Annotated in this window: 25 protein-coding genes; 4 read left to right on the top strand and 21 right to left on the bottom strand. The window is 29.6% G+C overall.

Going from position 1 to position 26,153, the window contains the following annotated elements:
• Positions 1-4: 4 nt before the first annotated feature.
• The 5 genes from galT to lon form a co-directional block, all read right to left on the bottom strand.
• Positions 5-982 (bottom strand): galactose-1-phosphate uridylyltransferase, encoded by a 978-nt coding sequence (gene galT / locus ACAG39_00515; GenBank protein MEZ0535716.1) that lies wholly within the window; start codon positions 980-982, stop codon positions 5-7.
• A gap of 95 nt (positions 983-1,077) precedes the next feature.
• Positions 1,078-1,935 (bottom strand): PocR ligand-binding domain-containing protein, encoded by an 858-nt coding sequence (locus tag ACAG39_00510; protein MEZ0535715.1) that lies wholly within the window; start codon positions 1,933-1,935, stop codon positions 1,078-1,080.
• A gap of 24 nt (positions 1,936-1,959) precedes the next feature.
• Positions 1,960-2,373: a DUF523 domain-containing protein gene (locus tag ACAG39_00505; protein ID MEZ0535714.1), complete on the bottom strand. Its 414-nt coding sequence runs from the start codon at positions 2,371-2,373 to the stop codon at positions 1,960-1,962.
• The gene (gene yihA / locus ACAG39_00500; GenBank protein ID MEZ0535713.1) at positions 2,373-2,978 is read right to left on the bottom strand and encodes a ribosome biogenesis GTP-binding protein YihA/YsxC; all 606 of its coding nucleotides are present in this window, start codon (positions 2,976-2,978) and stop codon (positions 2,373-2,375) included. The genes ACAG39_00505 and yihA overlap by 1 nt, the downstream gene beginning before the upstream one ends.
• A gap of 16 nt (positions 2,979-2,994) precedes the next feature.
• A complete protein-coding gene (gene lon, locus ACAG39_00495; protein MEZ0535712.1) occupies positions 2,995-5,316 on the bottom strand; it encodes an endopeptidase La in 2,322 nt (773 codons plus the stop codon).
• Positions 5,317-5,421: 105 nt separating this feature from the next.
• On the opposite strand from lon, the gene ACAG39_00490 reads away from it, so the two are divergent.
• Entirely contained in the window at positions 5,422-5,985 is a 564-nt protein-coding gene (locus ACAG39_00490; GenBank protein MEZ0535711.1) for a glycerol-3-phosphate responsive antiterminator, read from the top strand.
• Position 5,986: 1 nt separating this feature from the next.
• Here the strand turns inward: ACAG39_00490 and ACAG39_00485 are convergent, their stop codons facing one another.
• The 4 genes from ACAG39_00485 to ACAG39_00470 all read right to left on the bottom strand — a co-directional run bounded on the left by ACAG39_00485 (position 5,987) and on the right by ACAG39_00470 (position 9,373).
• Positions 5,987-6,346, bottom strand: a complete 360-nt coding sequence (locus tag ACAG39_00485) for a DUF1667 domain-containing protein (GenBank protein ID MEZ0535710.1) — start codon at positions 6,344-6,346, stop codon at positions 5,987-5,989.
• 26 nt (positions 6,347-6,372) lie between these two features.
• On the bottom strand, positions 6,373-7,632 hold the full coding sequence (locus tag ACAG39_00480; protein MEZ0535709.1) for an NAD(P)/FAD-dependent oxidoreductase: 1,260 nt from the start codon (positions 7,630-7,632) through the stop codon (positions 6,373-6,375).
• Between the two features lie 5 nt (positions 7,633-7,637).
• Positions 7,638-9,071, bottom strand: a complete 1,434-nt coding sequence (locus ACAG39_00475; GenBank protein MEZ0535708.1) for an NAD(P)/FAD-dependent oxidoreductase — start codon at positions 9,069-9,071, stop codon at positions 7,638-7,640.
• Positions 9,072-9,199: 128 nt separating this feature from the next.
• A complete protein-coding gene (locus ACAG39_00470; GenBank protein MEZ0535707.1) occupies positions 9,200-9,373 on the bottom strand; it encodes a hypothetical protein in 174 nt (57 codons plus the stop codon).
• A 118-nt stretch (positions 9,374-9,491) separates the two neighbouring features.
• Between ACAG39_00470 and ACAG39_00465 the strand changes: the two genes are divergently transcribed.
• Complete coding sequence (locus ACAG39_00465) at positions 9,492-10,574, top strand: iron-containing alcohol dehydrogenase (GenBank protein MEZ0535706.1); 1,083 nt, start codon at positions 9,492-9,494, stop codon at positions 10,572-10,574.
• 19 nt (positions 10,575-10,593) lie between these two features.
• Here ACAG39_00465 and tyrS read toward each other — a convergent pair whose 3' ends face one another.
• From tyrS to ACAG39_00405, 12 genes are all read right to left on the bottom strand, one after another.
• Positions 10,594-11,790 carry a tyrosine--tRNA ligase gene (tyrS, locus tag ACAG39_00460; GenBank protein ID MEZ0535705.1) on the bottom strand — a complete coding sequence of 399 codons (1,197 nt, stop codon included), beginning with the start codon at positions 11,788-11,790 and terminating at the stop codon, positions 10,594-10,596.
• A 13-nt stretch (positions 11,791-11,803) separates the two neighbouring features.
• On the bottom strand, positions 11,804-13,375 hold the full coding sequence (murJ, locus tag ACAG39_00455) for a murein biosynthesis integral membrane protein MurJ (protein MEZ0535704.1): 1,572 nt from the start codon (positions 13,373-13,375) through the stop codon (positions 11,804-11,806).
• A 30-nt stretch (positions 13,376-13,405) separates the two neighbouring features.
• The gene (locus ACAG39_00450; GenBank protein MEZ0535703.1) at positions 13,406-14,677 is read right to left on the bottom strand and encodes an amidohydrolase; all 1,272 of its coding nucleotides are present in this window, start codon (positions 14,675-14,677) and stop codon (positions 13,406-13,408) included.
• Positions 14,678-14,679: 2 nt separating this feature from the next.
• The gene (locus tag ACAG39_00445) at positions 14,680-15,921 is read right to left on the bottom strand and encodes an adenosylhomocysteinase (protein MEZ0535702.1); all 1,242 of its coding nucleotides are present in this window, start codon (positions 15,919-15,921) and stop codon (positions 14,680-14,682) included.
• 12 nt (positions 15,922-15,933) lie between these two features.
• The gene (gene dnaB, locus ACAG39_00440; GenBank protein ID MEZ0535701.1) at positions 15,934-17,274 is read right to left on the bottom strand and encodes a replicative DNA helicase; all 1,341 of its coding nucleotides are present in this window, start codon (positions 17,272-17,274) and stop codon (positions 15,934-15,936) included.
• A gap of 21 nt (positions 17,275-17,295) precedes the next feature.
• Positions 17,296-17,742 (bottom strand): 50S ribosomal protein L9, encoded by a 447-nt coding sequence (gene rplI, locus ACAG39_00435; protein MEZ0535700.1) that lies wholly within the window; start codon positions 17,740-17,742, stop codon positions 17,296-17,298.
• A gap of 18 nt (positions 17,743-17,760) precedes the next feature.
• The gene (locus ACAG39_00430; protein ID MEZ0535699.1) at positions 17,761-19,752 is read right to left on the bottom strand and encodes a DHH family phosphoesterase; all 1,992 of its coding nucleotides are present in this window, start codon (positions 19,750-19,752) and stop codon (positions 17,761-17,763) included.
• An 18-nt stretch (positions 19,753-19,770) separates the two neighbouring features.
• Positions 19,771-20,562, bottom strand: a complete 792-nt coding sequence (pheA, locus tag ACAG39_00425) for a prephenate dehydratase (protein ID MEZ0535698.1) — start codon at positions 20,560-20,562, stop codon at positions 19,771-19,773.
• Positions 20,563-20,681: 119 nt separating this feature from the next.
• Positions 20,682-21,620, bottom strand: a complete 939-nt coding sequence (locus ACAG39_00420) for a thiamine pyrophosphate-dependent enzyme (GenBank protein MEZ0535697.1) — start codon at positions 21,618-21,620, stop codon at positions 20,682-20,684.
• Positions 21,621-21,634: 14 nt separating this feature from the next.
• Positions 21,635-22,816: a pyruvate ferredoxin oxidoreductase gene (gene porA, locus ACAG39_00415; GenBank protein MEZ0535696.1), complete on the bottom strand. Its 1,182-nt coding sequence runs from the start codon at positions 22,814-22,816 to the stop codon at positions 21,635-21,637.
• A 17-nt stretch (positions 22,817-22,833) separates the two neighbouring features.
• Entirely contained in the window at positions 22,834-23,133 is a 300-nt protein-coding gene (locus ACAG39_00410) for a 4Fe-4S binding protein (protein ID MEZ0535695.1), read from the bottom strand.
• Positions 23,133-23,708 (bottom strand): 2-oxoacid:acceptor oxidoreductase family protein, encoded by a 576-nt coding sequence (locus tag ACAG39_00405; protein ID MEZ0535694.1) that lies wholly within the window; start codon positions 23,706-23,708, stop codon positions 23,133-23,135. Before ACAG39_00405 ends, ACAG39_00410 begins: the two co-directional genes overlap by 1 nt.
• A gap of 229 nt (positions 23,709-23,937) precedes the next feature.
• Between ACAG39_00405 and hisC the strand changes: the two genes are divergently transcribed.
• A complete protein-coding gene (gene hisC / locus ACAG39_00400; protein ID MEZ0535693.1) occupies positions 23,938-25,017 on the top strand; it encodes a histidinol-phosphate transaminase in 1,080 nt (359 codons plus the stop codon).
• 120 nt (positions 25,018-25,137) lie between these two features.
• A complete protein-coding gene (gene aroF, locus ACAG39_00395; protein ID MEZ0535692.1) occupies positions 25,138-26,151 on the top strand; it encodes a 3-deoxy-7-phosphoheptulonate synthase in 1,014 nt (337 codons plus the stop codon).
• Positions 26,152-26,153 lie beyond the last annotated feature (2 nt).

The raw sequence follows: 26,153 nt of genomic DNA, 5'->3' as shown, positions 1-26,153 counted from the left end.
TAAATCACCTCATGCTATTTAAAAATCTTTGATAAGCTTGACGTAATTCTTCTGCTTTTTCTTCTGGTGAAGTAGTATTACATGGTGCCCATGCTCCAGTTTCGCTCGAAGCATTAAACTTTTGTTTATCTTTTGATCTCATTGGAGGATAAAATTCAACATGAAAATGATAATACTTTGAATAATCCTCTGGTGCATTAACAGGTAATTGATGCATACACATCATATAAGGAAATTTATAGCCAAATAGATTATCTAATGTCCCTGTTGTCTCTTTAAGAATTTTTGCAAAACTTATCTTTTCTTCTTCAGAAAATTGAGAAATTGTTCCAACATGCCTTTTTGATGATATAAATACTCCGTAAGGATATTCTGTGAAGAAAGGCAAATATGTTACAAAATGTTCATTTTCTATTATAATTCTTTTCTTAAAATCTTGTTCTTCATTATCAATTCTACATATTAAACATTCATTATGATTCTCATAATGTTTTTTTGCATTTTCTAATTCTCTTAATATTTTCAATGGTATCCATGAATAACCATATATTTGTCCATGTGGATGAGGCATAGTAACTCCAACTGCTTCTCCTCTATTTTCAAAAATAAATATATATTTTATATTTGAGTCCTTTTTTAATGTTTCAAATCTGTCAATCCATAAATCTACTAATTTTTTTATGTGATTAATTTCAAGTTCAGGTAACGTAATAGTATGATTTGGCGAATAAAGAATAACTTCACATTTACCATAAGCCTTTTCTGTTTTATAAAATTCTGTTTCAACATCGTCAGGTTCAGGAGGATTTTGCATTAGTGCAGGAAAATCGTTATCATATTCGTAAACTTCATAATCGTCAGGTACTTTACCAGACCCAACGCAAAATGGGCACCAATCCTTCGGCATTTGTGGTCTTTCTTGTCTGTGTGAGGCAATCATTACCCAATCACCTAGTAATGGATTCCAACGTAATTCAGCCATAAAAAATCACCTCTTTTAAAAACTTTAGATAAGTTTATTTTATTAAAAAAAAAGTGCATGTACTATGCACTTTCTTTTTTTATATTAGCATTTATTTAATAACCATCTAAATTTTGTTTTATTTTTTTATAATTTAATGGTGATATACCATATTTTGCTTTAAATAATCTGCTAAAATAATTCTGATCATCAATACCAACAAGTTTTGAAATCTCTCCAATTGAATAATCAGTATTATCCATCAGCTCTTGTGCTTTTTTTAATCTTTGTCCAATTAAATATTCTTTAAATGTAATACCTGTCTGTTTTTTAAAAAGGTAGCTTAAATATGTAGGTGAAAGATAAACCAAATTTGCTATATCTTCAAGAGTTATATTATTCATATAGTTATTTTTAATATATTCTTCTACCTTCTTAATTGTTGATAAAGACGATATTCTTATCATTTCAGAATCAATAATATACTTAGCCACAATGTTTAACATTTCAATAACATACATAAGTTTTTCTTCTGATATATACGTTATCTTAAAAAAAGCATCTTTCAATTTACTGATATCAATAGGTTCAGATGAAACTAATATTTCAATTTTATCCCACATATCAGGTGTAGGTTCTCTATCTAATATTTGCCCAATAAATAATGTCCCAATAAAAATATTATTAAAAAACAAAGGAATAGTTACTTCTGTAAGTCCCATATGACATTTATATATATGAATATCCTTTTTCTGCTGAGCACACATTGATCCTTGTATATCAGAATTTCTACAAGCCATTCCTCCATTATAGTTTTGCTTCATTATCTTGCAAAATTCACAAGTTCCTTTCTTTTCATTTTCAATCCATTCATTCTCTGCTGTTAAAAAATTTGTTGAGATGCCAGTAACAATAGAAAAATTATCAAGAACCTTTTTTAAGTCATCATATTTTATAATCTCTTTAAATCTCATTTCTTGTCCCCTTATAAAATTAATCTAATCTACTGATATAATTTTAATTCCATTTTCAAATAATAATCTTGCAGTAATTCCATGTCCATTAATTAATCTATTTGTAAATGTTCCATCATAAATCATGCCATAACCGCATGAAGGGCTTTTAGATTTTAGAAAAGCAACACTAGCATTATATAATTTTGCAACTTTTAAAGTTTCATTGGCACCTCTTATAAAATATGTTGTTACATCTTTATTTGTCATAGTTATAACTTTATCTTTTAAAATTTCTGATTTTTCTCTAGGAGTTGGAAGCCCTCCTAATTGTTCTGGACAAACAGGAATTAATATATATTGGTTCATTAATTCCAAAATGCTTTGATTTTGTATTATTTTTAAATCATACCTTGTTTGTAACCCAAGTAAGCAAGCAGACACTAGTGCATAATTCATTATTTCTCACCTAATATTTCATTTATAAAAAAATCAATTAATGATTTTTGAACATCTTTAATACCTAATTTGTTTTTAGATGAAACAAAAAATATATACTCAGGACTTATTCCTAACTTCTCTGAAATTACTTTTCTTTGAACAGCTAGCTTATTGTTAGATAATTTATCACATTTATTGGCAACAATCATTATTGGAATTTCTTTGGATTCTAAAAAACTAAACATTAACATATCATCTTCAGTAGGACCTACTCGAATATCTATTATTAAAATACCAAGCTTAAGCTGTTGTCTATTATTTAAATAATCCTCAATCATCTTTCTCCATTTTATTTTTTCTTCTTTTGATACTTTTGCGTATCCATATCCAGGTAAATCGACTATTCTAAAAATATTATCAACATTAAAAAAAACAATAGACCTTGTTTTACCAGGTGTTGATCCAACTTTTGCAATATTATTTTTAAAAGTTGCATTAATAAAAGAGGATTTGCCTACATTAGACCTACCACAGATGCAAACCTCTGGTAGGTCTTTTGCAGGATAATCCTCTCTTTTGAAGGCCACCTTTTCAAAACAAGTATTTTCAAGGTGAATTTTCAATACATTTCCCCCCAAATTAATCCCTAATTGCCGATTTTATTACTTCATCAATAGATGAAACTAATATAAAATTCATGCTTTTCTTGATATAATCTTCTAATTCAGCTAAATCCTTTTTATTCTCCTGAGGTAATATCACATTTTCAATCCCAATTCTTTTTGCTGCTAATACTTTTTCCTTTACACCGCCAATAGGAAGAACCTTACCCCTTAAAGTTATTTCACCTGTCATTGCAATATCATGCCTAACAGGTTTTTGTGTTAAAGCTGAAACCATTGCTGTAACCATTGTTACACCAGCAGAAGGGCCATCTTTTGGTATTGCACCCTCAGGAACGTGAATATGAATATCAAGTTCTTTGTAGAAATTTTCATTTATCCCTAATTGAGTTGCCTTTGCCCTTATATAGCTTATAGCTGCTTTTGCCGATTCTTTCATAACATCACCAAGCTGGCCTGTTAGTTCTAGTTTACCATTTCCAGGCATAGTTAACACTTCGACAGCTAATGTTTCACCACCATATGGTGTCCATGCAAGACCAGTAGCAATTCCAACTCTATCTTCATTTAAAGCTTCATCATGCCTATATTTTTTTATACCAAGGTACTTTTCAAGGTTATTTTTGGTAATTCTAACTTGCTTTTTATTTTCTTCAAGTATTTCTTTGGCAACCCTTCTACAAAGTCTTGCAATTTCTCTTTCTAAATTTCTAACACCAGATTCCTTTGTATAATAATTAATTATATCACGAATTGCTTCTTGTTCATATCTTATTTGATTTTTTGTAAGGCCGTTTGCTTCAATTTGTTTAGGTAATAGATATTTTAAAGCTATTTGTAGTTTTTCTTCCTCTGTATATCCAGTAATTTCAATAACCTCTAGCCTATCGAGTAATGGTCTTGGGATGGTCTCGAGTGTATTTGCAGTAGTAATAAATAATACTTCTGATAAATCAAATGGTATCTCAAGATAATGATCCCTAAATGCATAATTTTGCTCTGCATCAAGTACCTCAAGTAATGCAGATGCAGGATCACCTCTAAAGTCATGTGCTAATTTATCAATCTCATCTAGCAAAATTAATGGGTTTTTTGTTTTTGCCTGTTTTAGTGAATAAATAATTCGTCCTGGCATAGCACCAACATATGTCTTTCTATGACCTCTTATTTCAGCTTCATCTCTAACTCCACCAAGGGACATTCTGACATAGTTTCTGTTTAATGCCTTTGCAATTGATTTTGCTATTGATGTTTTACCTACTCCAGGAGGTCCAACCAAACATAGTATTGGACCTTTTAAATCATTTTTAAGCTTTCTTACTGCTAAATATTCAAGAATTCTTTCTTTAACTTTAGTAAGACCATAATGATCTTGATCTAATATCTTTTTAGCGTAATTTATATCAATTTTTTCATCACTTTTATTATTCCAAGGTAATTCAATTATCCAATCAAGATAAGTTCGAATAATACCAACTTCTGGAGAAGCATATGGTAGTCTTTCTAATCTATCAATTTCTTTCATAACTTTTTGGAACGATTCTTCAGTCAAATTAAGTTTTAAAATTGCCTCTCTATATTCTTGTGCTTCAGCAAATGTTCCTTCTTTTTCACCTAATTCGCTTTGTATAGCCTTTAATTGTTCCCTGAGATAATACTCTTTTTGCATTTTATCAAGCTGTTTTTTAACTTTAACAGAGATTTTCTTTTCTATCTCAATTATTTCTTTTTCTTTCATTATAATTTCATATAGTTTTGTAAGTCTTTCCTTAATATTTGTTTGCTCTAGTATAAGTTGCTTGTCCTCAAGCTTCACAATAATATTTGCAGCAACAACATCTGCCAATTGTCCTGGATCATTTATTGTTGTTACTGAAACTATTGCTTCAGGAGGTATTTTATTTGTGATTCTTGCATAATCTTCAAATGCATTTATTAAATTACGTGTTAAAGCTTCTAATTCAGTATCTAGTTCTTTTACCTCTTTATCAGGATATTCCTCTATTTCAACTAAAAAGTAAGGATCAGAATTTTCAAATTTTGTTATTTTTGCTCTTGAAACACCTTCTACAAGCACTCTAATTGCTTCATTAGGTAGTTTCAACATTTGTTTTATTTTTGATACTGTTCCATATTCATATATATCTTCTTCTATCGGATCCTCATTTTTAGGATCTTTCTGAGCAGTTAAAAGAATCATTTGATCGTTATTCATAGCTTCTTCTAATGCTTTAATAGAAATTTCACGACCAACATCAAAATGAAGCATCATATATGGAAATATAACTAATCCTCTAAGAGGTATAAGTGGTATTTTTCTCTTTTTTTGTTTTCTCATCTAATCGGCCTCCGACTACTCATTTTTGACAAAAATTATTATATACTTCTTTCAATACTCTATCAACATGGGTTATAATAAAAGCAAAAAAGGTTGGTGATAAGATTGAAAAATATATTAATTGATATTTTGATACAAAACCCTATTATTCCTGCAGTTAGAAATAATGATTCGCTTAATTTAGCAATAAATTCAAATTGTAAATTTATTTTTTTACTTCACTCTAATATTTTATCCATAAATAATGAAATAAATTTAATCAAAAAGCATGATAAATTATGCTTTGTTCATATTGATTTAATTGAAGGTCTTGGTAAGGATGATATAGGTATATTATACTTAAAAAATATTGGAGTTGATGGTATAATCTCAACAAAAAATAATCTAATTTCATTCGCTAAGGAAATAGGTCTTTTAACTATACATCGAATTTTCCTCCTGGACTCACTCTCAATTGAATCAGGAATTAAAATAACAAATAATTCTCAACCTGATTTTATTGAAGTATTACCTGGAGTAATACCAAAAGCAATAAGTTTAATAAATAATAGAATACCTATTCCAATTATTGCGGGAGGAATGATAAATACAAAAGAAGAAGTTATTAATGCTTTAAAATCAGGTGCTATTGCAATTTCAACAAGTAAATTAAATTTATTAGATATTTAGATTAGTTGTTAATACTTCTCGTTGCTACTATATTCGCACCTGTATTTAATATATTTTCAATTACTATATCACCTGCTTTAATAGGAGCAAAGCATTTATAATCTCTTAAAATATTTAGTACATCATCTATTTTATCTTTTGGAATTGGTTTATCAGTTTTTACAGGTAAAAAAGGTAAAGAAGCATTATTTAATTTAATGGTCGTAGTAACAATTCTTTTAGGACTTGTTAATTCTTGTTTTGCGTATTCTAATCCTCTTTTACATTTATATCCACTAAAAGTAATATTATTATCATTTTCTTTTTTATAATTTATTATACATCCCATCGGACATGAGATACATGTAATAGATTTCTCCATATCATTCTTTGCCTCCAGTGTTTTTATTATTCAATGCCAATTTCAATTTTTGAATTAATGTTTAAATTTGATAAATGCTCTTTATTTATAATTATGCTTTCCATTTCTCCTGGTGTTACAAACTGTTTTTTAATTGAATTAATTCTTTTATTATCAATATCAACATAAATATTAGTATTATTCATCGGTTTTGTTACTCTAAAAGATAGTTTTATATCATCTAAATAATCTAAGTTAATTCTTTGGGGTACAACATATCTTATACCATGTTTTAGATTAATATTTATAAAATTATTATTGTAATTTATTTGCTGGGTTGCATATAATGCAGCATAATAACCTGCTGTTTGAGCCTCCTTTGTTGCATTATCTACTAAATCGTGAACATGAAGTACATTTCCGCATGCAAAGATTCCTTCAATATTAGTTGATAGTGTATTGTCAACAACAGGTCCTTGAGTTATTTCATCAATTAATATATTTGCATTTCTTGATAATTCATTTTCTGGTATCAATCCGACAGAAAGTAAAACTGTATCACATTCAATATATTTCTCAGTTCCTTCAATAATATTGAATTTTTCATCAACTTTTGCAATTGTAACTCCTTCTACCCTTTCTTTTCCATGAATTTGTGTAACTGTATGAGATAATAAAAGTGGTATATTAAAATCTTCTAAACATTGAACTATATTTCTTTTAAGTCCTGTTGAATAAGGCATAATCTCTACAACACATTCTACTTTTACACTTTCAAACGTAAGCCTTCTTGCCATAATAAGCCCTATATCACCAGAACCAATAATTATTGCTTTTTTCCCAACTAAATAACCCTCAATATTAATAAGCCTTTGAGCAGTTCCAGCCGTAAAAATCCCTGCAGGTCTAGATCCAGGTATTTGAATTGCTCCTCTTGTTCTTTCACGGCAACCCATTGAAAGGATAATTGATTTTGCATTAATTTTCAGTATTCCATCTTGATTAATACAGGTTAGCTTTTTTTCAGCATTCATATTAACTACAAAGGTATTTAAATATATATCTATGTTTCTTATATTTATTTCATTTATAAACCTTTCTGCATATTCAGGCCCTGTTAATTCCTCTTTAAAATAATGTAGTCCAAACCCATTATGAATGCATTGATTTAATATGCCACCTAAATATGAATCTCTTTCAATTAATGCTACTTTTAAATTATTATTGGCATCATAACTTGATATAGCAGCAGCTAATCCTGCAGGACCACCACCAATTACTACAACATCATAAAATAATTCTTTCATTTAAGCTAATCCTCCATTCGACTCTTGTAAAGAATTTTTGAATTTCCTCCAAACTTTGTAACCTCTTCTTTGGGTATGTTTAGTTTATTTGATAAAATGTCTATTATTTTGGGAGAACAGAATCCACCTTGACATCTTCCCATACCTGCTCTTGTTCTTCTTTTAATAGCATCTATATTAGTAGCTCCGCGATTTATTGCTTCGATTATTTCATATTCACTTACCTGTTCACATCTACATACAATCTTCCCAAAACTTTTATTTTTCTTTATCAATTCATCTATCTTTTCATAATCCATTGTAGATATTTTTTCAATATCTTTTCTTATTGGATTAAACTTTTCATTATTTTTGGCTTTTAGCTTTTCAACAATCAAATTTGAAAGATATGTTGCAATAGCATAAGATGAAGTTAAGCCTGGAGATTCAATCCCTGCAGCATTAAAAAATCCAGATGTTGATTTTGACTCACCAATTATAAAATCATGCGTATTTGGGGTTGCTCTATTACCTGCAAAAATTGTTATTACATCTTTTAAGTTAATATTAGGAACAGATAATTTAGCATGTTCTAAAACCTCTTTTAGCCCATGTTTAGTTGTTGAAGTATCTTCTTTGTCTTCAACATAATTTGAGTTTGGACCGATTAGTATATTTCCATCAACTGTCGGAGAAACCAATATACCTTTCCCTTTTTCTGTTGGCACTTGGAATATTACACTATTAACAAGTCCATATTGTCTTTTATCAAGAATATAGTACTCACCTTTTCTTGGATGTATCTCAATTTTTTCTTCATTAACTAAGTTGTTTATAAAATCTGAATACAACCCAGCACAATTTACTACAATTTTACTTCTTAAAGTTCTACCATCTTTTGAAGTAATATAAAACTGGTCATTAGTTTTAGTAATATTAATGACATCAAATCCAAAAATTACTTGTGCACCATTTTGAATAGCATTTTCAAATAATGCAATGGTTAGCTTATATGGACAAGTAATTCCTGAAAAAGGTGCATATAATGCCTTTTTGATTTCTTTATTTAAATTTGGTTCTTTTTGTAAAACCCAATCTTTATCTTTTATTTCTAATCCTTCAACACCATTTTTCTTCCCTTGTTCCATAAGTTTTTCTAAAATAGATACTTCATGGTCTGTAAATGCAAGAACCAATGATCCTACCATTTTATATTCAACATCTAATTCTTCACAAATATCCTTAAATAATCTGTTTCCTAAATAATTAAACTTTGCTTTATTACTACCTTCTTTGGGATCAAATCCAGCATGAACAATTGCTGAATTTGCTTTTGATGCACCTTCAGCAACGTCATATTTTCTTTCTACCAAACAAATATTTAGGTCATATTTTGAAAGTTCTCTTAATAGCGAATTGCCTATTACTCCGCCACCAATAATTACAACATCTAATAGCATCCATCATTACCACCTTTTAGTAAAATAAAAAAGCCTGCAAATAGACCTTTCTATCTGCAGGCTCTCAATTTCTCTTGCCCTACAATATTATTATATTAAATAAATTGAAAAAATCAAGTTTTTATAAATTAAGTTTGATCCATACTTGTTAATACATTATCAAAATAATTAATTGTACATTTCTTCCCATCCCAGTGAACACAAACTTCACAAGATGGATTTCCTCTATGAGCATAACCACCGCTATTAAACTCTGGACAAAGTTTAGCAACAGCTCTCATTTGTTCTTTTGATGCACCCATTTTGTTACCTCCAAATATAATCATAACTATTTTTATTTTTTATCTTTATTAATAAATTATACATATCTATTTAATAGTGATATAATTATCATATAGAAAAGCGAAAGGAGAATTTAATTTGTATACATATTTTATGCCTACAAAGATATTCTTTGGTCTAAATTGTATATCAGAAAATCACCAATATTTCAAACTTGGTAAAAAGGCATTTATTGTGACATCTCCTTCTTCTTTCAAAAACAACGCAATAAATGACGTTATAACAGCTCTTAAAAAAAATCAAATAGATTATTATATATATAGTTCAATAGAACAAAATCCTTCAACCGAACAAATAGAGCATGTAAGCCGAATGGCAATTGAAAATAAGGCTGATTTTGTAATTGGGATAGGTGGTGGGTCCCCTTTAGATGCAGCCAAAGCAATAGCTGTTTTAGCTGCAAATAGTGATAAAAATAGCAGTTTTTTATTTGAAGGAAAAATAGAAAAATGTTTACCAATAATATCAGTTCCAACAACATGTGGAACAGGAAGTGAGGTAACACAATACTCAATTTTAACATTGCATAATATCCAAAATAAAAAGAGCTTTTCATCAGAACTTATTTTCTCTAAATTTGCATTTATTGATTATAAATATTTAGAAACTCTACCTTATGAAATACTTGTTGACACCTCTTTTGATGCATTGTCTCATATAATTGAAGGATTTTTATCGAACAGAAATAATACTTTAATATATAACTTTGCTTCCAAAGGTCTTTTATTATATTCTGAAATAAAAGAGCATTTAATTAATAAGAGAATTAATATGAGCACCCTTGAAAATTTAGCTTATATTTCCCTTATTGGAGGTATTGTTATTGCTCACACTGGAACGTTAGTTGTTCATCCTTTAGGATACAATTATACATATTTTCATGGTATACCTCATGGAAGGGCTAACGCTATTTTATTATCAAATTTTCTGTATCTTGAGTCAAAATATATTCCTAATGATGTAAATGAGGTTTTAAAATATCTTGATTTTAAATATATTGAGGATTTCAATAATTATGTCTCAATGTTTTATCCTAATGTAAAGCCTAAATTAACTGAAGATGAAATAGATTTTTACTCAAGTCGTGCAATAGCTTCGAAAAATGTTAATAGTTTAAAACACGAGATATCACTTGATGAATTAAAACAAATATTAAAATAAGGGGCATAAAAGCCCCTATTTATTCTACAATAACTTTAATAAATTTTAACTTTCCTACTTGAATTACATCACCATTTGAAAAAGTATAATCTTGATTTTCTACCTTTTGAGAATTAATTTTTACAGCTCCACTTTTGATAAGCCTTACTCCTTCGCTAGTCGAACTACACAATTTATTCTGGTTTAAAAACCTTGGTAACCATACATTTGATTCTAGTTTACTCACAATTACTTCAGGTATGTTGTCTGGAATATCTTTTTTCTGGAATACTTTAACAAATTCATCTTGTGCAAACTTTGCTTTTTCCTCTCCATGATATAGTTTAACAACTTCAAAAGCTAATCTCATCTTGGCATCACGGGGATGAAGAGTTCCTTCTTTTAATTTTGCTGATATTTCTTCTATTTCTTCAGGTTCAATATCAGTAGTTAATTCATAATAAGAAATCATTACTTCATCAGGAATAGACATAACTTTTCCATACATTATTTCTGGTGCTTCATTAATGCCAATATAGTTACCTAAACTCTTGCTCATCTTATTTATACCATCTGTTCCTACAAGTATTGGCATAAGTAATGCAACTTGTATTCTCTTACATCCATATTCTTTCTGTAATGTTCTTCCCATTAGTATATTGAATTTTTGTTCAGTTGCCCCTAATTCAACATCAGCATCAATGGCAACAGAATCATATCCCTGCATTAGTGGATAGAAAAATTCATGTATTGATAGTGGAAGATTTTTCTCCATTCTCTGTTTAAATGTCTCTCTCTCAAGCATCCTTGCAACAGTATACTTTGATGTAAGATTAATAACATCTAAAAAATTCATTGGTTCTAACCATTCACTATTAAATCTTATTGTTGTTTTTTGAGGATCAAGTATTTTTAAAATCTGTTCTTTGAATGGTTCTGCATTAGATCTAACTTGATCTTTTGTAAGTTGTTTACGTGTTTCACTCTTTCCTGTTGGATCCCCAATCATAGCAGTAAAATCTCCAAGAATCAATATAATATTGTGTCCAAGATCTTGTAATTGCTTAAGTTTTCTTAAGACAACAGCATGACCTAAGTGAACATCGGGCACATTAGGATCAAGACCTAATTTAATATTGAGAGGTCTATCCTCTTTTAATTTATTTAATAATTCTTCCTCAGATATTATTTCATGTGCTCCTTTTTTAAATACTTTGAATTGATGCATTAAATCCATCAATATTGCCTCCTCATATACCAAATTTTTCACGGGTTATTTTAATAAGCCATCTTGCCTCTTCAACTCTGAATAAATATATTATAAAAGAATACACTGAGGCTCCTAACAATATACAAATTAAAGTAATCAAAGTTATTTTTGAAAAACGCATATCAAGATTTATAAAATTAAATTTAAATATATATATAACTATCCCCATAATAATTCCTGCTAAAACCGATTTTATAAAAACATTTACTATCCTTCTCCAACCAATTGGTCCTAATTTTTTTCTGAGGGAAAACATTAATAAGAAGGTTGCTATATAATTTGCAAATGAAAAGCCCATAGCAGCTCCTATATGACCGAATCTATTTATAAAAATGATATCAAAGGTTATATTTAAAATTATTGCAATAACACCATTTCTTACAGCAGTCTTTGAATCATGCAATGAGTAAAGTGTCCTATTTAATATATCTCTTAAACCAAGACCTAAAAATCCAAAAGAATAAAAGAAAAATGGGCCAGCAGTCATCAATGTTGAATGTCGAGTAAAGTGTCCTCTTTCATATACTATTCTCACTAATTCATGATTCAAAATCATACCACCAATTGAAAAAGGAATCATCAACAGGATAATCACATTTACAGATGAAACAAAAAACCTTTTAAAGTTATCCATATCTTTTTTAGCCAAATAGTTCGATAGCGTAGAAAAAGCAATAATAGCTATTGTTGAAGAAAAGGCCCCAACAATCATATCATTAAATTTACTAGCGAAATTTACTGCAGATATTCTACCTTCACCAAGACTTCCTAATAAATATCTATCAACAAAAACATATAATTGTGACATAGCACTGCTAATAAAAACAGGAGCAGCAAAAATAACAACTTTTTTTAAATTTTCATCTCTAAAACTAAAAGTAGGATAAAATCTAAATCCTAACTTTTTTGCATTATAGTATTGGTAAACAAAGCTTAAAAAATAACCAAATACAAATCCAAAACCTACTAAGTAGATATCAATTCTCTTAAATATAGAAAAATAAGATAAAAAAATAGTTAGGAATATCCCTAAGTTAAATGGGATACTGGATAATACAGGCTTATTAAAGTTTCCATTTGCTTGCATAAAACCTTGTAATATATTAGAAGAACTTGTGAATATTATCATGAAGAAGGTAATCTTCAATATTGTAGAAGCAAAAATAATTAAATCATTGCTATAGTCTTTTGCAATAATATTCTTAGTAAAAAAATACAGTAATTCTTTAGAAAAAATTGTTCCTAAAATTGAAACAATAATTGCAAAAAACATCAAGGTATTTATAACATTATTTGTAAATTTTAGCCCCTCTTCTTCACCTTTATTTTCTTTTATTTCTGTATAAAAAGGTATAAAGGATGTTGAAAATGCAGCTAAAATAGTAACAAACAAAACATTTGGAAACATTAATGCAAGCTGCAAGGAATCTGTTTTAACACCAGTTCCAAACCTTGCACCAAGTGCCATTTCTCTTACAAATCCAATTAATTTTGTTAGAGCTGTTACTAAAAAAAGTTGTAATGCTGTTTTTGTTGCCTTTCTAAACTGCAAATTATTATCATTCCTTTCAACTAAAAAAACTTATTCATTCAAATACTTCATTATATCTTTAATTTCTTTTTTAAGCCCTTCTTCATCAATTGTAGTCAATTTACCATCTTTATAAAGTATTTTTCCATTACATATTACTGTTTTTATATTTTCTGGATTAGCACTATATACAATATTTGATATTGGATTGAAATTTGGCATCATATTTAAACTTTCATTATCAATTAATACAATGTCTGCTTTGTAACCCTCTTTAATAAGGCCAATATTTTCAAATAAAGATGCATATGCACCATTAAATGTTGCCATTTTTAATATTTGTGAAGCATTCATAATATTGGGTAATTTATATAAACCTTTTTCAAGTAATGAAGCTATATGCATTTCCTCAATCATATTTAAATTATTATTACTTGCAGCCGAATCAGTTCCAATTGCAACATTTATACCAGATTGAATCATGCTATATATAGGAGCAAAACCATTTCCTAATTTTAAGTTACTGGTGGGATTGTATGCAACTGTTACACATTTTCTATTTAGTATATCAATATCATCATTATCAACATAAACACAGTGGGCTGCTACTGTTGGGCTATCAAAAATTCCTAAATCACTTAAGTATTTAACAGGCGAACAGTCATGTCTTTCAAAACATTCATTTACTTCATTTTCACTTTCACTAACATGTATCATTATACCAGTATTATAATCAAATGCAAGTTTAGATACATTTTCCAAAAGTTCAGTTGAACAAGTATATATTGAATGAGGGCCAAAAAATATTTTGATTCTATCAGATGAATAATCTTGTATCAGTTTAAGAGTTTCTTCTATCCTTTTATGTTCATTTTCATCAGTTTGCAATCCCCTTGAAAGAACAGCTCTTATACCTGTCTCAGAAACTGCTTTTGCAGTCATATCCTCATAAAAATACATATCAAAAAAGAGTGTTGTCCCTGATTTTATCATTTCAGCTATTCCAAGTAATGATGAATAATACACTATCTGCTGATTAAGTTTCGATTCTAAAGGAAATACCCTATCAAAAAGCCATTCATTAAAAGGCAAATCATCAGCATAAGACCTTAATACAGTCTGACCACAATGCGTATGTGCATTTACTAAACCAGGTATTGCTATATATTTTTCTGCATCAATAACAATATCAGCATCATGAATTTCTATATTAGGGTAAACTTTTTCTATTTTATCATTGACTATTAAAATATCAGATCTATAAAAATCCTTAAAATTTTCATCATATCCGATTATAACAGGATTTTTCAATAATAATTTCAATATTAAACCTCCCAGCTTTCTAAATACTCTTTTTGTTCATCTGTAAGTTTATCAATCTCTATACCTAAACTTTTTAATTTTATGCGAGCTATTTTTTTGTCTATGTGTTCTGGAACATTATATACTTTGTTTTCTAAATTATCTTTATTTTCTTTAACATATATTGCTGATAACATCTGTAATCCAAAAGACATATCCATAATTTCTACTGGATGCCCATCAGCTGCTGCAAGGTTCACAAGCCTTCCTTCTCCTATTACATATATCTCTTTTCCATTCACTTTATACGCATCAATATTTTTTCTAACATTATACTTACCTTCTGCAATTTCTTCTAATTTAGCCATATTAATTTCAACATTAAAATGCCCTGCATTGCAAAGAATAGCTCCATCTTTCATGTCATAAAAATGTTTATCAATAATTATATCTTTGCAACCTGTTGCAGTGATAAATATATCACCTAATTTAGCTGCTTTATCCATTGTCATAACTTCAAATCCATCCATATATGCTTCTAATGCTTTTATTGGATCAACCTCTGTAATTATAATTTTTGCACCAAGACCTTGTGCTTTTTTAGCAATTCCTTTACCACACCATCCATAACCTGCAACAACAACATATTTACCTGCTATTATGAGATTTGTATTCCTTAATATAGAATCCCACGTTGATTGTCCAGTTCCATATCTATTATCAAACATATGTTTAGTATATGCATCATTGACAGCTATCATTGGAAATAGCAATTTTCCCTCTTTTTCAAGTGATTTAAGTCTTATTACTCCTGTTGTTGTCTCTTCACAACCGCCAATAATCTTTTTAGCTTTATCCAACAATTTGGTGTGCAATAAATATGCTAAGTCTCCACCATCATCTATTATTAAGTCTATATCATTATCGAGTGTCATCATTAAATGTTCAAAGTATTCATCATTTGAAACTCCATGCTTTGCATAAACATTTAACCCGTTTTTCACTAATGCTGCAGCAATCTCATCTTGTGTTGATAATGGGTTAGACCCTGTAACAAACATATTAGCTCCTAATTTTGATAAACATAAACAAAGATATGCAGTTTTTGCTTCTAAGTGCACAGATAAAGCAACGTTTAAATCTTTAAGTGGTTTTTCTTCTTGATATTGCTCTACAATAGTATTTAAAATTGGCATATGTTTCTTTGCCCATTCAATCTTCTTTTGGCCTTCTTCCCAAAGATTAATATTGGTTATTACAGCCATAATTTCACCTCATTAATTTTTATTCATTTCTAAATCTCTGAATTTAGTATGTTTATCTAAGAATAATAATTCCACTGTTCCAGTAGGTCCATTCCTATGTTTTGCAATTATAAGTTCCGCAATATGCTTTTTGTCAGTGTCCTTATTGTAATATTCATCCCTATACAAAAATGCAACTATATCAGCGTCCTGTTCAATAGCCCCACTTTCTCTTAAATCAGCTAATATAGGCCTATGGTCAGCTCTCATTTCAGGGGCTCTTGAAAGCTGAGATAAAGCAAGAACTGGAACATTTAATTCTCTTGCTAAAGCCTTTAGTGAACGAGATATTTCTGCAATCTCCTGCTGTTTGCTATCAAATCTGCCCCTTGCTTGCATTAATTGTAGATAATCAACCATTACAAGTCCTAATCCTTTTTCTTTTAGTTTAAGTCTTCGGCATTTTGCTCTCATTTCTGATATTGATATTGCAGGTGTATCATCAATATAAATTGGTGCATTTGCAAGTAATGCAATTGCTTTTGCAAATCTCTTCCATTCCTCATCTTCAAGATTTCCGGTCCTTAATTTATGGCTATCAATCAGTCCTTCTGAACAAACCATTCTTGTTACTAACTGCTCTTTCGACATTTCAAGGCTAAATATAGCAACTGGAATATTTGCTTTTAATGCTGCATGCTCAACAATATTTAGAGCAAAACTTGTCTTCCCCATTGATGGTCTTGCAGCTAATAAAATAAGGTCTGAAGGTTGAAGACCAGCAGTTATTTTATCAAGCTCGGAAAAACCAGTTGGAACACCAATAATGTGTGCTTTTTTGATATATAATTCTTCAATTTTATTATAGGTATCAATTAGTATTTCTTTTAAGTGTGAAAAATCCTTTGAATTTTTATTTTGTATAACATTAAATATTGTTTTTTCAGCAAATTCAACAATATCTTCTATTCTTTCTGTTTGGCTATTACATTGCTCAATAATTTTATATGATGCATTAATTAATTTTCTAAGTAATGACTTTTCCTCTACAATACTTGCATAATATGTAACATTAGCAGTCGTAGGTATTTTTATTATCAAATTCGATAAATAATCCATTCCACCGATGCTATCATAACTACCTCGTTCCTTCAGCCTTTCAGAAACAGTTATAGGATCAACAGGTTTACCTTGTTCAAATAGATCAATAATACTTGCATATATTTCCTTAAGATGAGCATTATAAAAATCATCTTCTTCTAATATTTCACTAACATATGAAATAACTTCCTTATCTAATAACATTGATCCAATAACAGCTTCTTCTGCATCATTATTTACAGGTAATAAATTTGTGTTTTCCAGGTTTTCCATATTCTTATTCACTTCCTAAGCTTATAAAGCTGTTACATTTACCTTTAATTTTGCAACAACTGTTGGATATACTTTTACTTCCACTGTGTAATTTCCAACTATTTTTATAGGATTATCAATTTCTATTTTTTTCCTATCTATATCAATCTTAAACTGCTTTTTCAATTCTTCTGCTATCTCTTTATTAGTTATAGACCCAAAAAGTTTTCCACTTTCACCTGACTTTACTTTAAGTATTAAGCTAATCTCTTCAATCCTTTTTGCAAGTTCTTGAGCTTTTTGCAGTTCCTTTTCTTTCTTCTTTTGCTCTGCTTCTTTTTTTCCTTTAATATGTGATTGAACACCTTCAGTAGCTTCTATTGCTAATTTTTTAGGAAATAAATAATTTCTCGCATAGCCATCACTTACCTCAATAATTTCGTCCTTTTTCCCAACGCCTTTAATATCTTGAAGTAAAACAACCTTCATTGAAATTCCCCTTTCTTTTTATTGGTTTTCGTTTAAATAACTATTTATTGCATCTGTTAACATAATTACTGCATCATCGATATTTATGTTTATTATCTGTGCACCTGCAGTATCAAGATGTCCTCCACCACCAAGTTTTTCAAGAATTAACTGAACATTAATTTTCCCATTTGAACGGCCACTAATAACAACCCCATCATCAACTTGACATATAACAAATGAGGCATCTATACCTTTAATATTTAAAACTTCATCAGCTACCTTAGCTATTATAACATTATCAGTGCATATATGTGAATAATCTGCAACAATTGCAATGTTGCCAAAAATAATATGTGTATTTTCAATTAACTTTTTTTTCTTAATGAAGGTATCAAAATCTTCTTTAAAAAATTCTTTAACAACTAATGGATCAGCATTATTTTCTCTTAAGTAGGTAATAACCTCAAATGTTCTGACACCAGTATTTTTTGTAAATCCTTTTGTATCAATATATATTCCTGCCATAAGTATTTCTGCTTCTAGTTTCGAAATTCTTATGCCTTCGTAATTTAAAATCTCAGATATAAGCTCTGATGTTGAAGAAGCATATGTTTCTGAATAATTAATAAGTGCATTTTCGATCCAATCTGTTGCTCTTCTATGATGATCTATAACTACTATTTTATTAAATAAATCAATAGAATCAATTATATCTAAATAACTTGGCCTTTGAGTATCAACAACAAAAAGAACAGAATTTTCTGATTTTTTCTTTAAAAGTTCTGCTTGATTTATAAATACATCATGATATTTCTCATTTTGTTTTAAACTTTCAATATAAGGTTCAATGGAAGGATTAATTATACTTGTTGCAATATATGCCTCTTTACCTAATTTATGAGCAAGAATTATAACACCGATTGCTGAACCTAAACAATCAAAATCAAAAAACTGATGTCCAATAATAAAAATTCGATCAGAATGCTTTATTATCTCTTTAAGTGTTTGAGCCATAACTCTTGATCTTACTTTTGATCTCTTTTCAATTTCTTTTGACTTCCCACCATAAAATTCATAATTATTATTAGAATAGATAACTACTTGGTCTCCTCCTCGGCTTAACGCCATATCCAATGCTGTCTTAGCATCTTTATATGATTGATAAATAGATGTTTGCCTTATTCCAATCCCACAACTAAGTGTAGGAATAATTCTATTATAAATATTAATCTCTTTAAGTTGATCTAAAATATTAAATCTTTTTTCTTTCATTCTTTCTAATGATTCATAATTTGTCACAAATAAATACTTGTCCTTTTCATATTTTGTGATAAATATATCAGTTTTAATTTGATGGTAAAACCAGTCAAATACCTTTCTTTCTATTTCCGATGCTATATTTGATCTTGATACCTCTGGAGAAGAGTTCATTACATCATCATAATTATCAATTTGCAAATACCCAAAGACTACATTTGTATTATTTAAATTCTCTAATAATTTATGTTGTTCAGATATATCAACAAAATAAAAAAGGTTTAAATATCTTTTTTCATTTTTTGATCCTTCTATTTCAACTAAAGAAATAAAAACATCAAAATAATTATTCATAAATTCAACAGATTTTGCCTTATTTTGATTGTTTTTTACTGCATCATATAGAGCTGGTAAATAATCAATATAGTTTTTACCTAACAATTTTTGATTTCCAATCAGTTCAGAAAGTTTATTATTATACCAAACTATTTCACCAGTATATTCAGTTATCATCATAGGTAAAGGGAATTTTAGTAGTGTATCTTTACTAGCATTATCAATATTTAATGTTAAATTTTCTATGTATTCCATAAGCCTTTTTCTTTGCTTTATATTTGATCTATAATTATATATAAAATAAAACAACACAATTGCTAAGCATATAAGTCCAATAGTCTTATCATATAAAATAATAATAATAGAAAATGTGAATATTATTAAAGCATACAGTTTAGAATCAGATTTAATAAGTTCTTTTGATTTATCATGCACAGTCTTTCACCTTCTTTATCATTTTTCTATATCATATGAACCAAGAAACTTATAAAAAGTAGTTTTCCTTTTTATAATTTTAAGTGCTTCTGAAATATTTTCATCATCATAAAATCCTTCTACATCTATATAAAATATATACTGCCCAAGTTCTTTTTTCGATGGCCTTGATTCTATTTTAGTGAGATTTATATCCCACAAATCAAATATCGCTAATATTTTATATAAACTACCAGGTTTGTTATATGTAGAGAAAATTAAACTTGTTTTATTATTATGCCTTTTTTCAAAAAGTGGTTTATTATGTATTACAAAAAAGCGTGTCATATTGTTATTGTTTATAGGACCATAAAAAATATCTAAATTATATATTTTTGATGCTTCATAAGAACAAATGGCAGCATCAACATATCCTTCAAAGCATAACTTAGCTGCATGTGAAGTGCTTTGTGCAGATATTATTTTTGCATTTTCAAAATTATTTCTAAGATATTCATGGCATTGAGAAAGTGCCTGCGGATGTGATGCAATTGAAGATATTTTCTTGTTAATTTTATAACAAAGATAATGTTTAATATCAAGAATAATCTCTTTAATAATGTATACATTTTTTTGTAAAAGCAAATCTAATGTTACAGAAACGCTCCCTTCAATGGAATTTTCAACCGGTACAACGCCTAAAACATCTTGATTTTTTTCAACTTCATCGAAAATATCATCTATTGTATCAAAAGGGTATATGTCTTTACTAATCTTTTTTGCAGCAATATTACTATAAGATCCTTCAGGACCTAAATAAATTACCTTCAATAATTTCACCTCAAACTATTATTATTTATCTATTTTACCATTACATTTAAAAAAAATCATTATAAAAAATAAAGGATTCTTTGAACCATTTCAAAGAATCCTTTAGTAAATAAAGTTAATTATTTCTCTCCACAAAGTTCAAGAAGTTTTTCCCATCTTCTATCAACTTCTTGTTGAATTTGTTCAATTAAATGTTCATTTCCTTTCTTGAATAAGTGTCTAAATCTTCCTTGAACCTTTAAAAATTCAACAACAGGAAGTTTCTCTTTTGGTTTGTATGTTAATTTATATTGACCATTTACAACTTCATAAAGTGGCCAGAAACATGTATCAACTGCTAATTTTGATATTTCAATAAGTTTAGAAGTTTCGTATCTCCATCCTCTTGGACATGGAGCTAAAACATTTAAGAATGCTGGCCCGTCTGTATATATAGCCTTTTCAGCCTTTTCAATTAAATCCTTCATATTTGGTGTTATGAAAGCTGTTTGTGCAACATAAGGAATATTATGAGCTACCATAACTTCTGTTAAATCTTTTCTCCATTGAGTTTTACCAGGGACAACCTTACCTTGTGGTGAAGTTGTAGTATCAGCATAAAGTGGAGTAGCTGATGACCTTTGAATACCAGTGTTCATATATGCACCATTATCATAGCATACATAAACCATATTGTGTCCTCTTTCCATAGCACCTGATAAAGATTGAAGACCTATATCATATGTTCCACCGTCTCCACCAAATGCGATAAACTTAAACTCATCAGAAACTTTGCCTTTTTTCTTTAATGCTTTATATGCAGCTTCAGCTCCTGAAACTGTTGCACCTGCATTTTCAAAAGCACTATGAATAAATGAATCCTTCCATGCAGTGTATGGATAAATACATGTTGAAACCTCTAAGCATCCTGTAGCTGCACCTACAACAGCTCTGTCTTCTGGTTTTAATGCACGAAGTATTGCTCTTACAGCAACTGGAGCACCACAACCAGCACACATTCTATGTCCACCAGTTAATCTTTCTGGTTTGTTTGCAAGTTCTTTAATATTGTACGCCATTTCTTCGCACCTCCTTATTCTCTTACACCAAGATAATTATATATTTCGCCAACATTACCTGTTTTTGCTATTTCTAAAAGTCTATCATAAACTTTTGATATATCTTTTGTGGTAACATCTCTACCACCTAAGCCGTAAATATAGCTTAGAGCCTTTACATTTGCACCATTGCAATATAAAGCACTTGTAAATTCATTGAACAATGGACCACCTGCAGCATTAAATCCATCAACTTTATCAAGTATGGCTACTGCTTTAAGATGTTTTAATGCATCAGCATATTCTTCTGCTGGGAATGGCCTAAATAATCTTGGCTTAAGTAAACCAACTTTTAAACCCTTGCTTCTATATTCATCAACAACTGCCTTTGCAGTTCCTGCAGTTGAGTTTAATACAACTATACCAACTTCAGCATCTTCTAATTTATATGTTTCAAATAATCCATATTTTCTACCTGTTAGTTTAGCAAATTCTTCTGCTACTTCAAGAATAACCTTCTTAGAATTCTTTAAAGCTTCAGCTTGCTGTCTCTTATGTTCAAAATAATATGGTGGCAAGTCAAGTGGACCTATTGCAACTGGCTCTTGTTTATTAAGTAGCCAATATGGTGGATTGTATTCACCAACAAATTTTCTTACTTCTTCTGTTTCAAGAAGTTCAATATTTTCAACAGCGTGGCTTGTTATAAATCCATCATAACATACCATTACAGGTAGCATTACATCTTTGTGTTCAGCAATCCTTATTGCTTGAATTAATGAATCATAAGCTTCTTGGTTATTTTCACAATAAATTTGTATCCAACCACTATCTCTTGCACCCATTGAGTCTGAGTGATCGTTGTGAATGTTTATTGGTCCTGATAATGCTCTGTTTATTAATGCTAATACAATTGGAAGTCTTGAAGATGCAGCAATATATAGCATCTCCCACATAAGAGCTAAACCTTGTGATGATGTAGCTGTCATTGTTCTTGCACCTGCTGCTGATGCACCTATACAAGCACTCATTGCACTATGTTCAGATTCAACAGGTACAAACTCTGTATCAACTTCTCCATTTGCAACAAATTGAGAGAAGTATTGTGGAACTTCGGTTGAAGGTGTTATTGGAAATGCGGCAACAACATCAGGATTTATTTGCTTCATAGCAAAAGCAACTGCTTCATTACCGCTTAATCTATCACGAACTGCCATCTTTTTTCCCTCCTATGTTATTTCTTTTCTTCAACAAAATCAAATGCTTTAAATGGGCATACTTCTGTACATACGCCACATCCTTTACAGTGTTCATAATCTACACCAGTCATTTTACCATTTTCTACCTTTATTGATGAATCTGGACATACAAAAAAGCAAAACATACAATGTTTGCATTTATCTTCATGCCAAACAGGCCTCATTGATCTCCAATCGCCAGTTTTAAAATCATCTGCATTACCTGTTTCTGTAATAACTCCTCCAGGAGATATTTCTTTCCAAGAAACATCCTCAGGAATGTTAAACTTTTTCATTATCCTTGCACCTCCTGCATTCCTCTTAAAAATGCCTTCATGTTACCTTCTATAACTTCAGGTTTAGTAGCAAACTTATGCTTTAATGAACCTTCCATATCTTTTTTTGCTTCTTCTTCACTTATTACTTGTGTAACTTTTATAACTGCGCCAAGCACTGGTATGTTAGGGAAATACTTTCCTAGGCAATCAACTGAAATTGTTTTTGCATCTATAGTATATACCTTCCCGTCATAGTTACCTAATAGTTTCTTGATTTCTTCTGGTGTTTTTGATGTATTTACAATAATTGCTCCTTCTTTTTTTAATCCTTTTGTAACATCAACATCACCAATTAATGTTTCGTCAACTACAACAACATAATCAGGTTCATATATATTGCTGTGAATTGTTATTCTTTCATCACTGATTCTGTTGTAAGCTGTTATTGGAGCACCCATTCTTTCTGGGCCGTATTCTGGAAAACCTTGTACATATTTGCCTGTATTGAATGCTGCTTCTGCTAAAAGCAATGAAGCTGTTTTGGCACCTTGACCTCCACGGCCATGCCATCTAATTTCAACCATCTTGCCCATTGTTAAACCTCCTTTTATAAAACTTAACCATATCAATAATAAATTTTGAATACTGCATATAAAAATAAAATCAACATATTAATTATATATTTTGAATGTTAAAAAATCAACATACTTTTGAATACACCATTTATGTTATTATATGGTATAATGATTTATAATAATGCTATTGACAATAAATAAATATCAAATTAAAATGATAAAAAATTTATTATACGAGGTGATACAAATGCTTTTTAGAGATGTTATTTCAACCATCTCACCATACATACCTGGAAAGCCAATTTCTGACGTTAAAAGAGAATTAGGACTTGAAAATGTTATTAAACTTGCATCAAATGAGAACCCTTTAGGTCCATCACAAAAAGTTGTTGAAGCAATAACAAAGCATTTTAATGAATTATCATTATATCCTGATGGAAATTGCACAGAATTGAAAAAGAAACTCTCTGAAAAACTTAATGTAAAATCAAGTCAAATATTATTAGGTGCTGGTTCTGATGAAATAACTCAATTTATTGCTAATGTATTTATTGATGCTGGAGATAATTCTATTATGGCAAAACCTTCCTTCCCAAGATATGAAACAGTTACAAAAGTCATGGGAGGTATTCCTATTGAAATTCCTCTTTTAAACTACAAGCATAATCTAGATGAATTTTTGAAGAATATGAATAACAGAACTAAAGTTATCTGGATATGTAATCCAAACAACCCTACTGGAACAATTATTGAAAAGGACCAACTTTTTAGCTTTATAAAATCTGTTCCAAAAGATATTGTTGTTGTTATTGACCAAGCATATAAAGAATATATTGATGATCCATCATACCCAGATGCAATTGAATGGTTAGAACATTTTGAAAATATAATAGTTCTTCAAACCTTCTCAAAAATTTATGGTCTTGCTTCATTTAGAATTGGATATGCAATCTCTTCAGAAGAAATAATTGAAAAATTAAATAGAGTAAGACCACCATTTAATGTAAATAGCTTAGCTCAAGTAGCAGCATTAGCAGCATTAGATGATACAGAATATATAGCTAATGCAAAAAAACTAAATAAAGCATCATTAGAATACTTTTACAAAAAATTTGAGGAGCTTAATCTTCCATATATAAAATCTTATGGTAATTTTGTTATGGTAGATATAAAGAAAAACTCAGTAGAAATATTTAAACAATTATTACAAAAAGGAATAATAATTAGACCTGGGAATATATTTGGCATGGATACTTTTATCAGAGTTACTACTGGAACAATGGAGGAAAATCAATACTTCATAAAAGAGTTGCAAAAATTATTATAATTTATTATTATATAATTTAATAAAATTTAATAATGTAGGATGGTTAGCATGGTAGGTACGGTAAAAAAGTTAGAATGGAGTTACTTTTTTAAAATTCTTAGAAGTATGGGAGGTAAACTTATGATTATTGTTATGAAAAAAGATTGTCCTGCTACTAACATTGATGAAGTTGTCAACGTTATTTCTTCTCTAGGATTAAAACCTTTCGTTTTAAATGGTGTTGAAAGGACAGTTATTGCAGTTATTGGAGACGAAAGGGCCATATCTGATGTACCAATTGAGCTTTTACCAGGGGTAGATAGATTGATCCCTATCTTAGAAAGCTACAAACTTGCTAGTAAAACCTTCAAGGATTATCCTTCAGTTGTTAAAATTGGTAATGTAGAAATAGGATCTGACAAAATTAGTTTGATTGCTGGCCCTTGTGCTATTGAAAGCCTTGAGCAAATGGTAGAAGTTGCTGAAAAAATAAGTAAAAGTGGTGCTAAAATCCTAAGAGGTGGAGCATATAAACCAAGAACTTCTCCATATTCTTTCCAAGGCCTTGAAAAAGAAGGACTTGTAATTTTAAGAAAAGCTGCTGATGCTTTTAATTTACTTGTTATTTCAGAAGTAGTGAGTGAAGAGGCAGCCAATATTGCTTATGATTATGTTGATATCTACCAAATTGGTGCTAGAAACATGCAAAACTTCAACTTATTAAAGCATGTTGGTAGGTTAGGTAAACCAGTACTTCTAAAAAGAGGACTTTCAGCAACAATTGATGAGTGGTTAAATGCAGCAGAATATATACTTGCAGAGGGAAATCCTAATGTTATTCTTTGCGAAAGAGGAATTAGAACTTTCGAAACTGCTACTCGTAATACTCTTGATATTTCTGCTGTACCTGTGATTAAAGAAAAAAGTCATCTACCAATAATAATTGATCCAAGCCATGCTGCAGGTAAATCAAAATATGTATTGTCTTTAGCTAGAGCTGCAATAGCTGCTGGTGCAGATGGACTAATGATAGAGGTTCACCCAAATCCTAAAGAAGCTCTATCAGATGGACCCCAATCAATTACTCCAGAAGAATTTGATAATTTAGTAAAACAAATCTCAATAATTGCAAATGCAGTTGGAAAGAGTGTATAAAT

The organism is Caldicellulosiruptoraceae bacterium PP1, assembly GCA_041320695.1.
Classification (GTDB): domain Bacteria; phylum Bacillota; class Thermoanaerobacteria; order Caldicellulosiruptorales; family Caldicellulosiruptoraceae; genus JBGGOQ01.
Note: the sequence above shows the minus strand (reverse complement) of the source record. Positions and strands in the feature narration are given on the sequence as shown.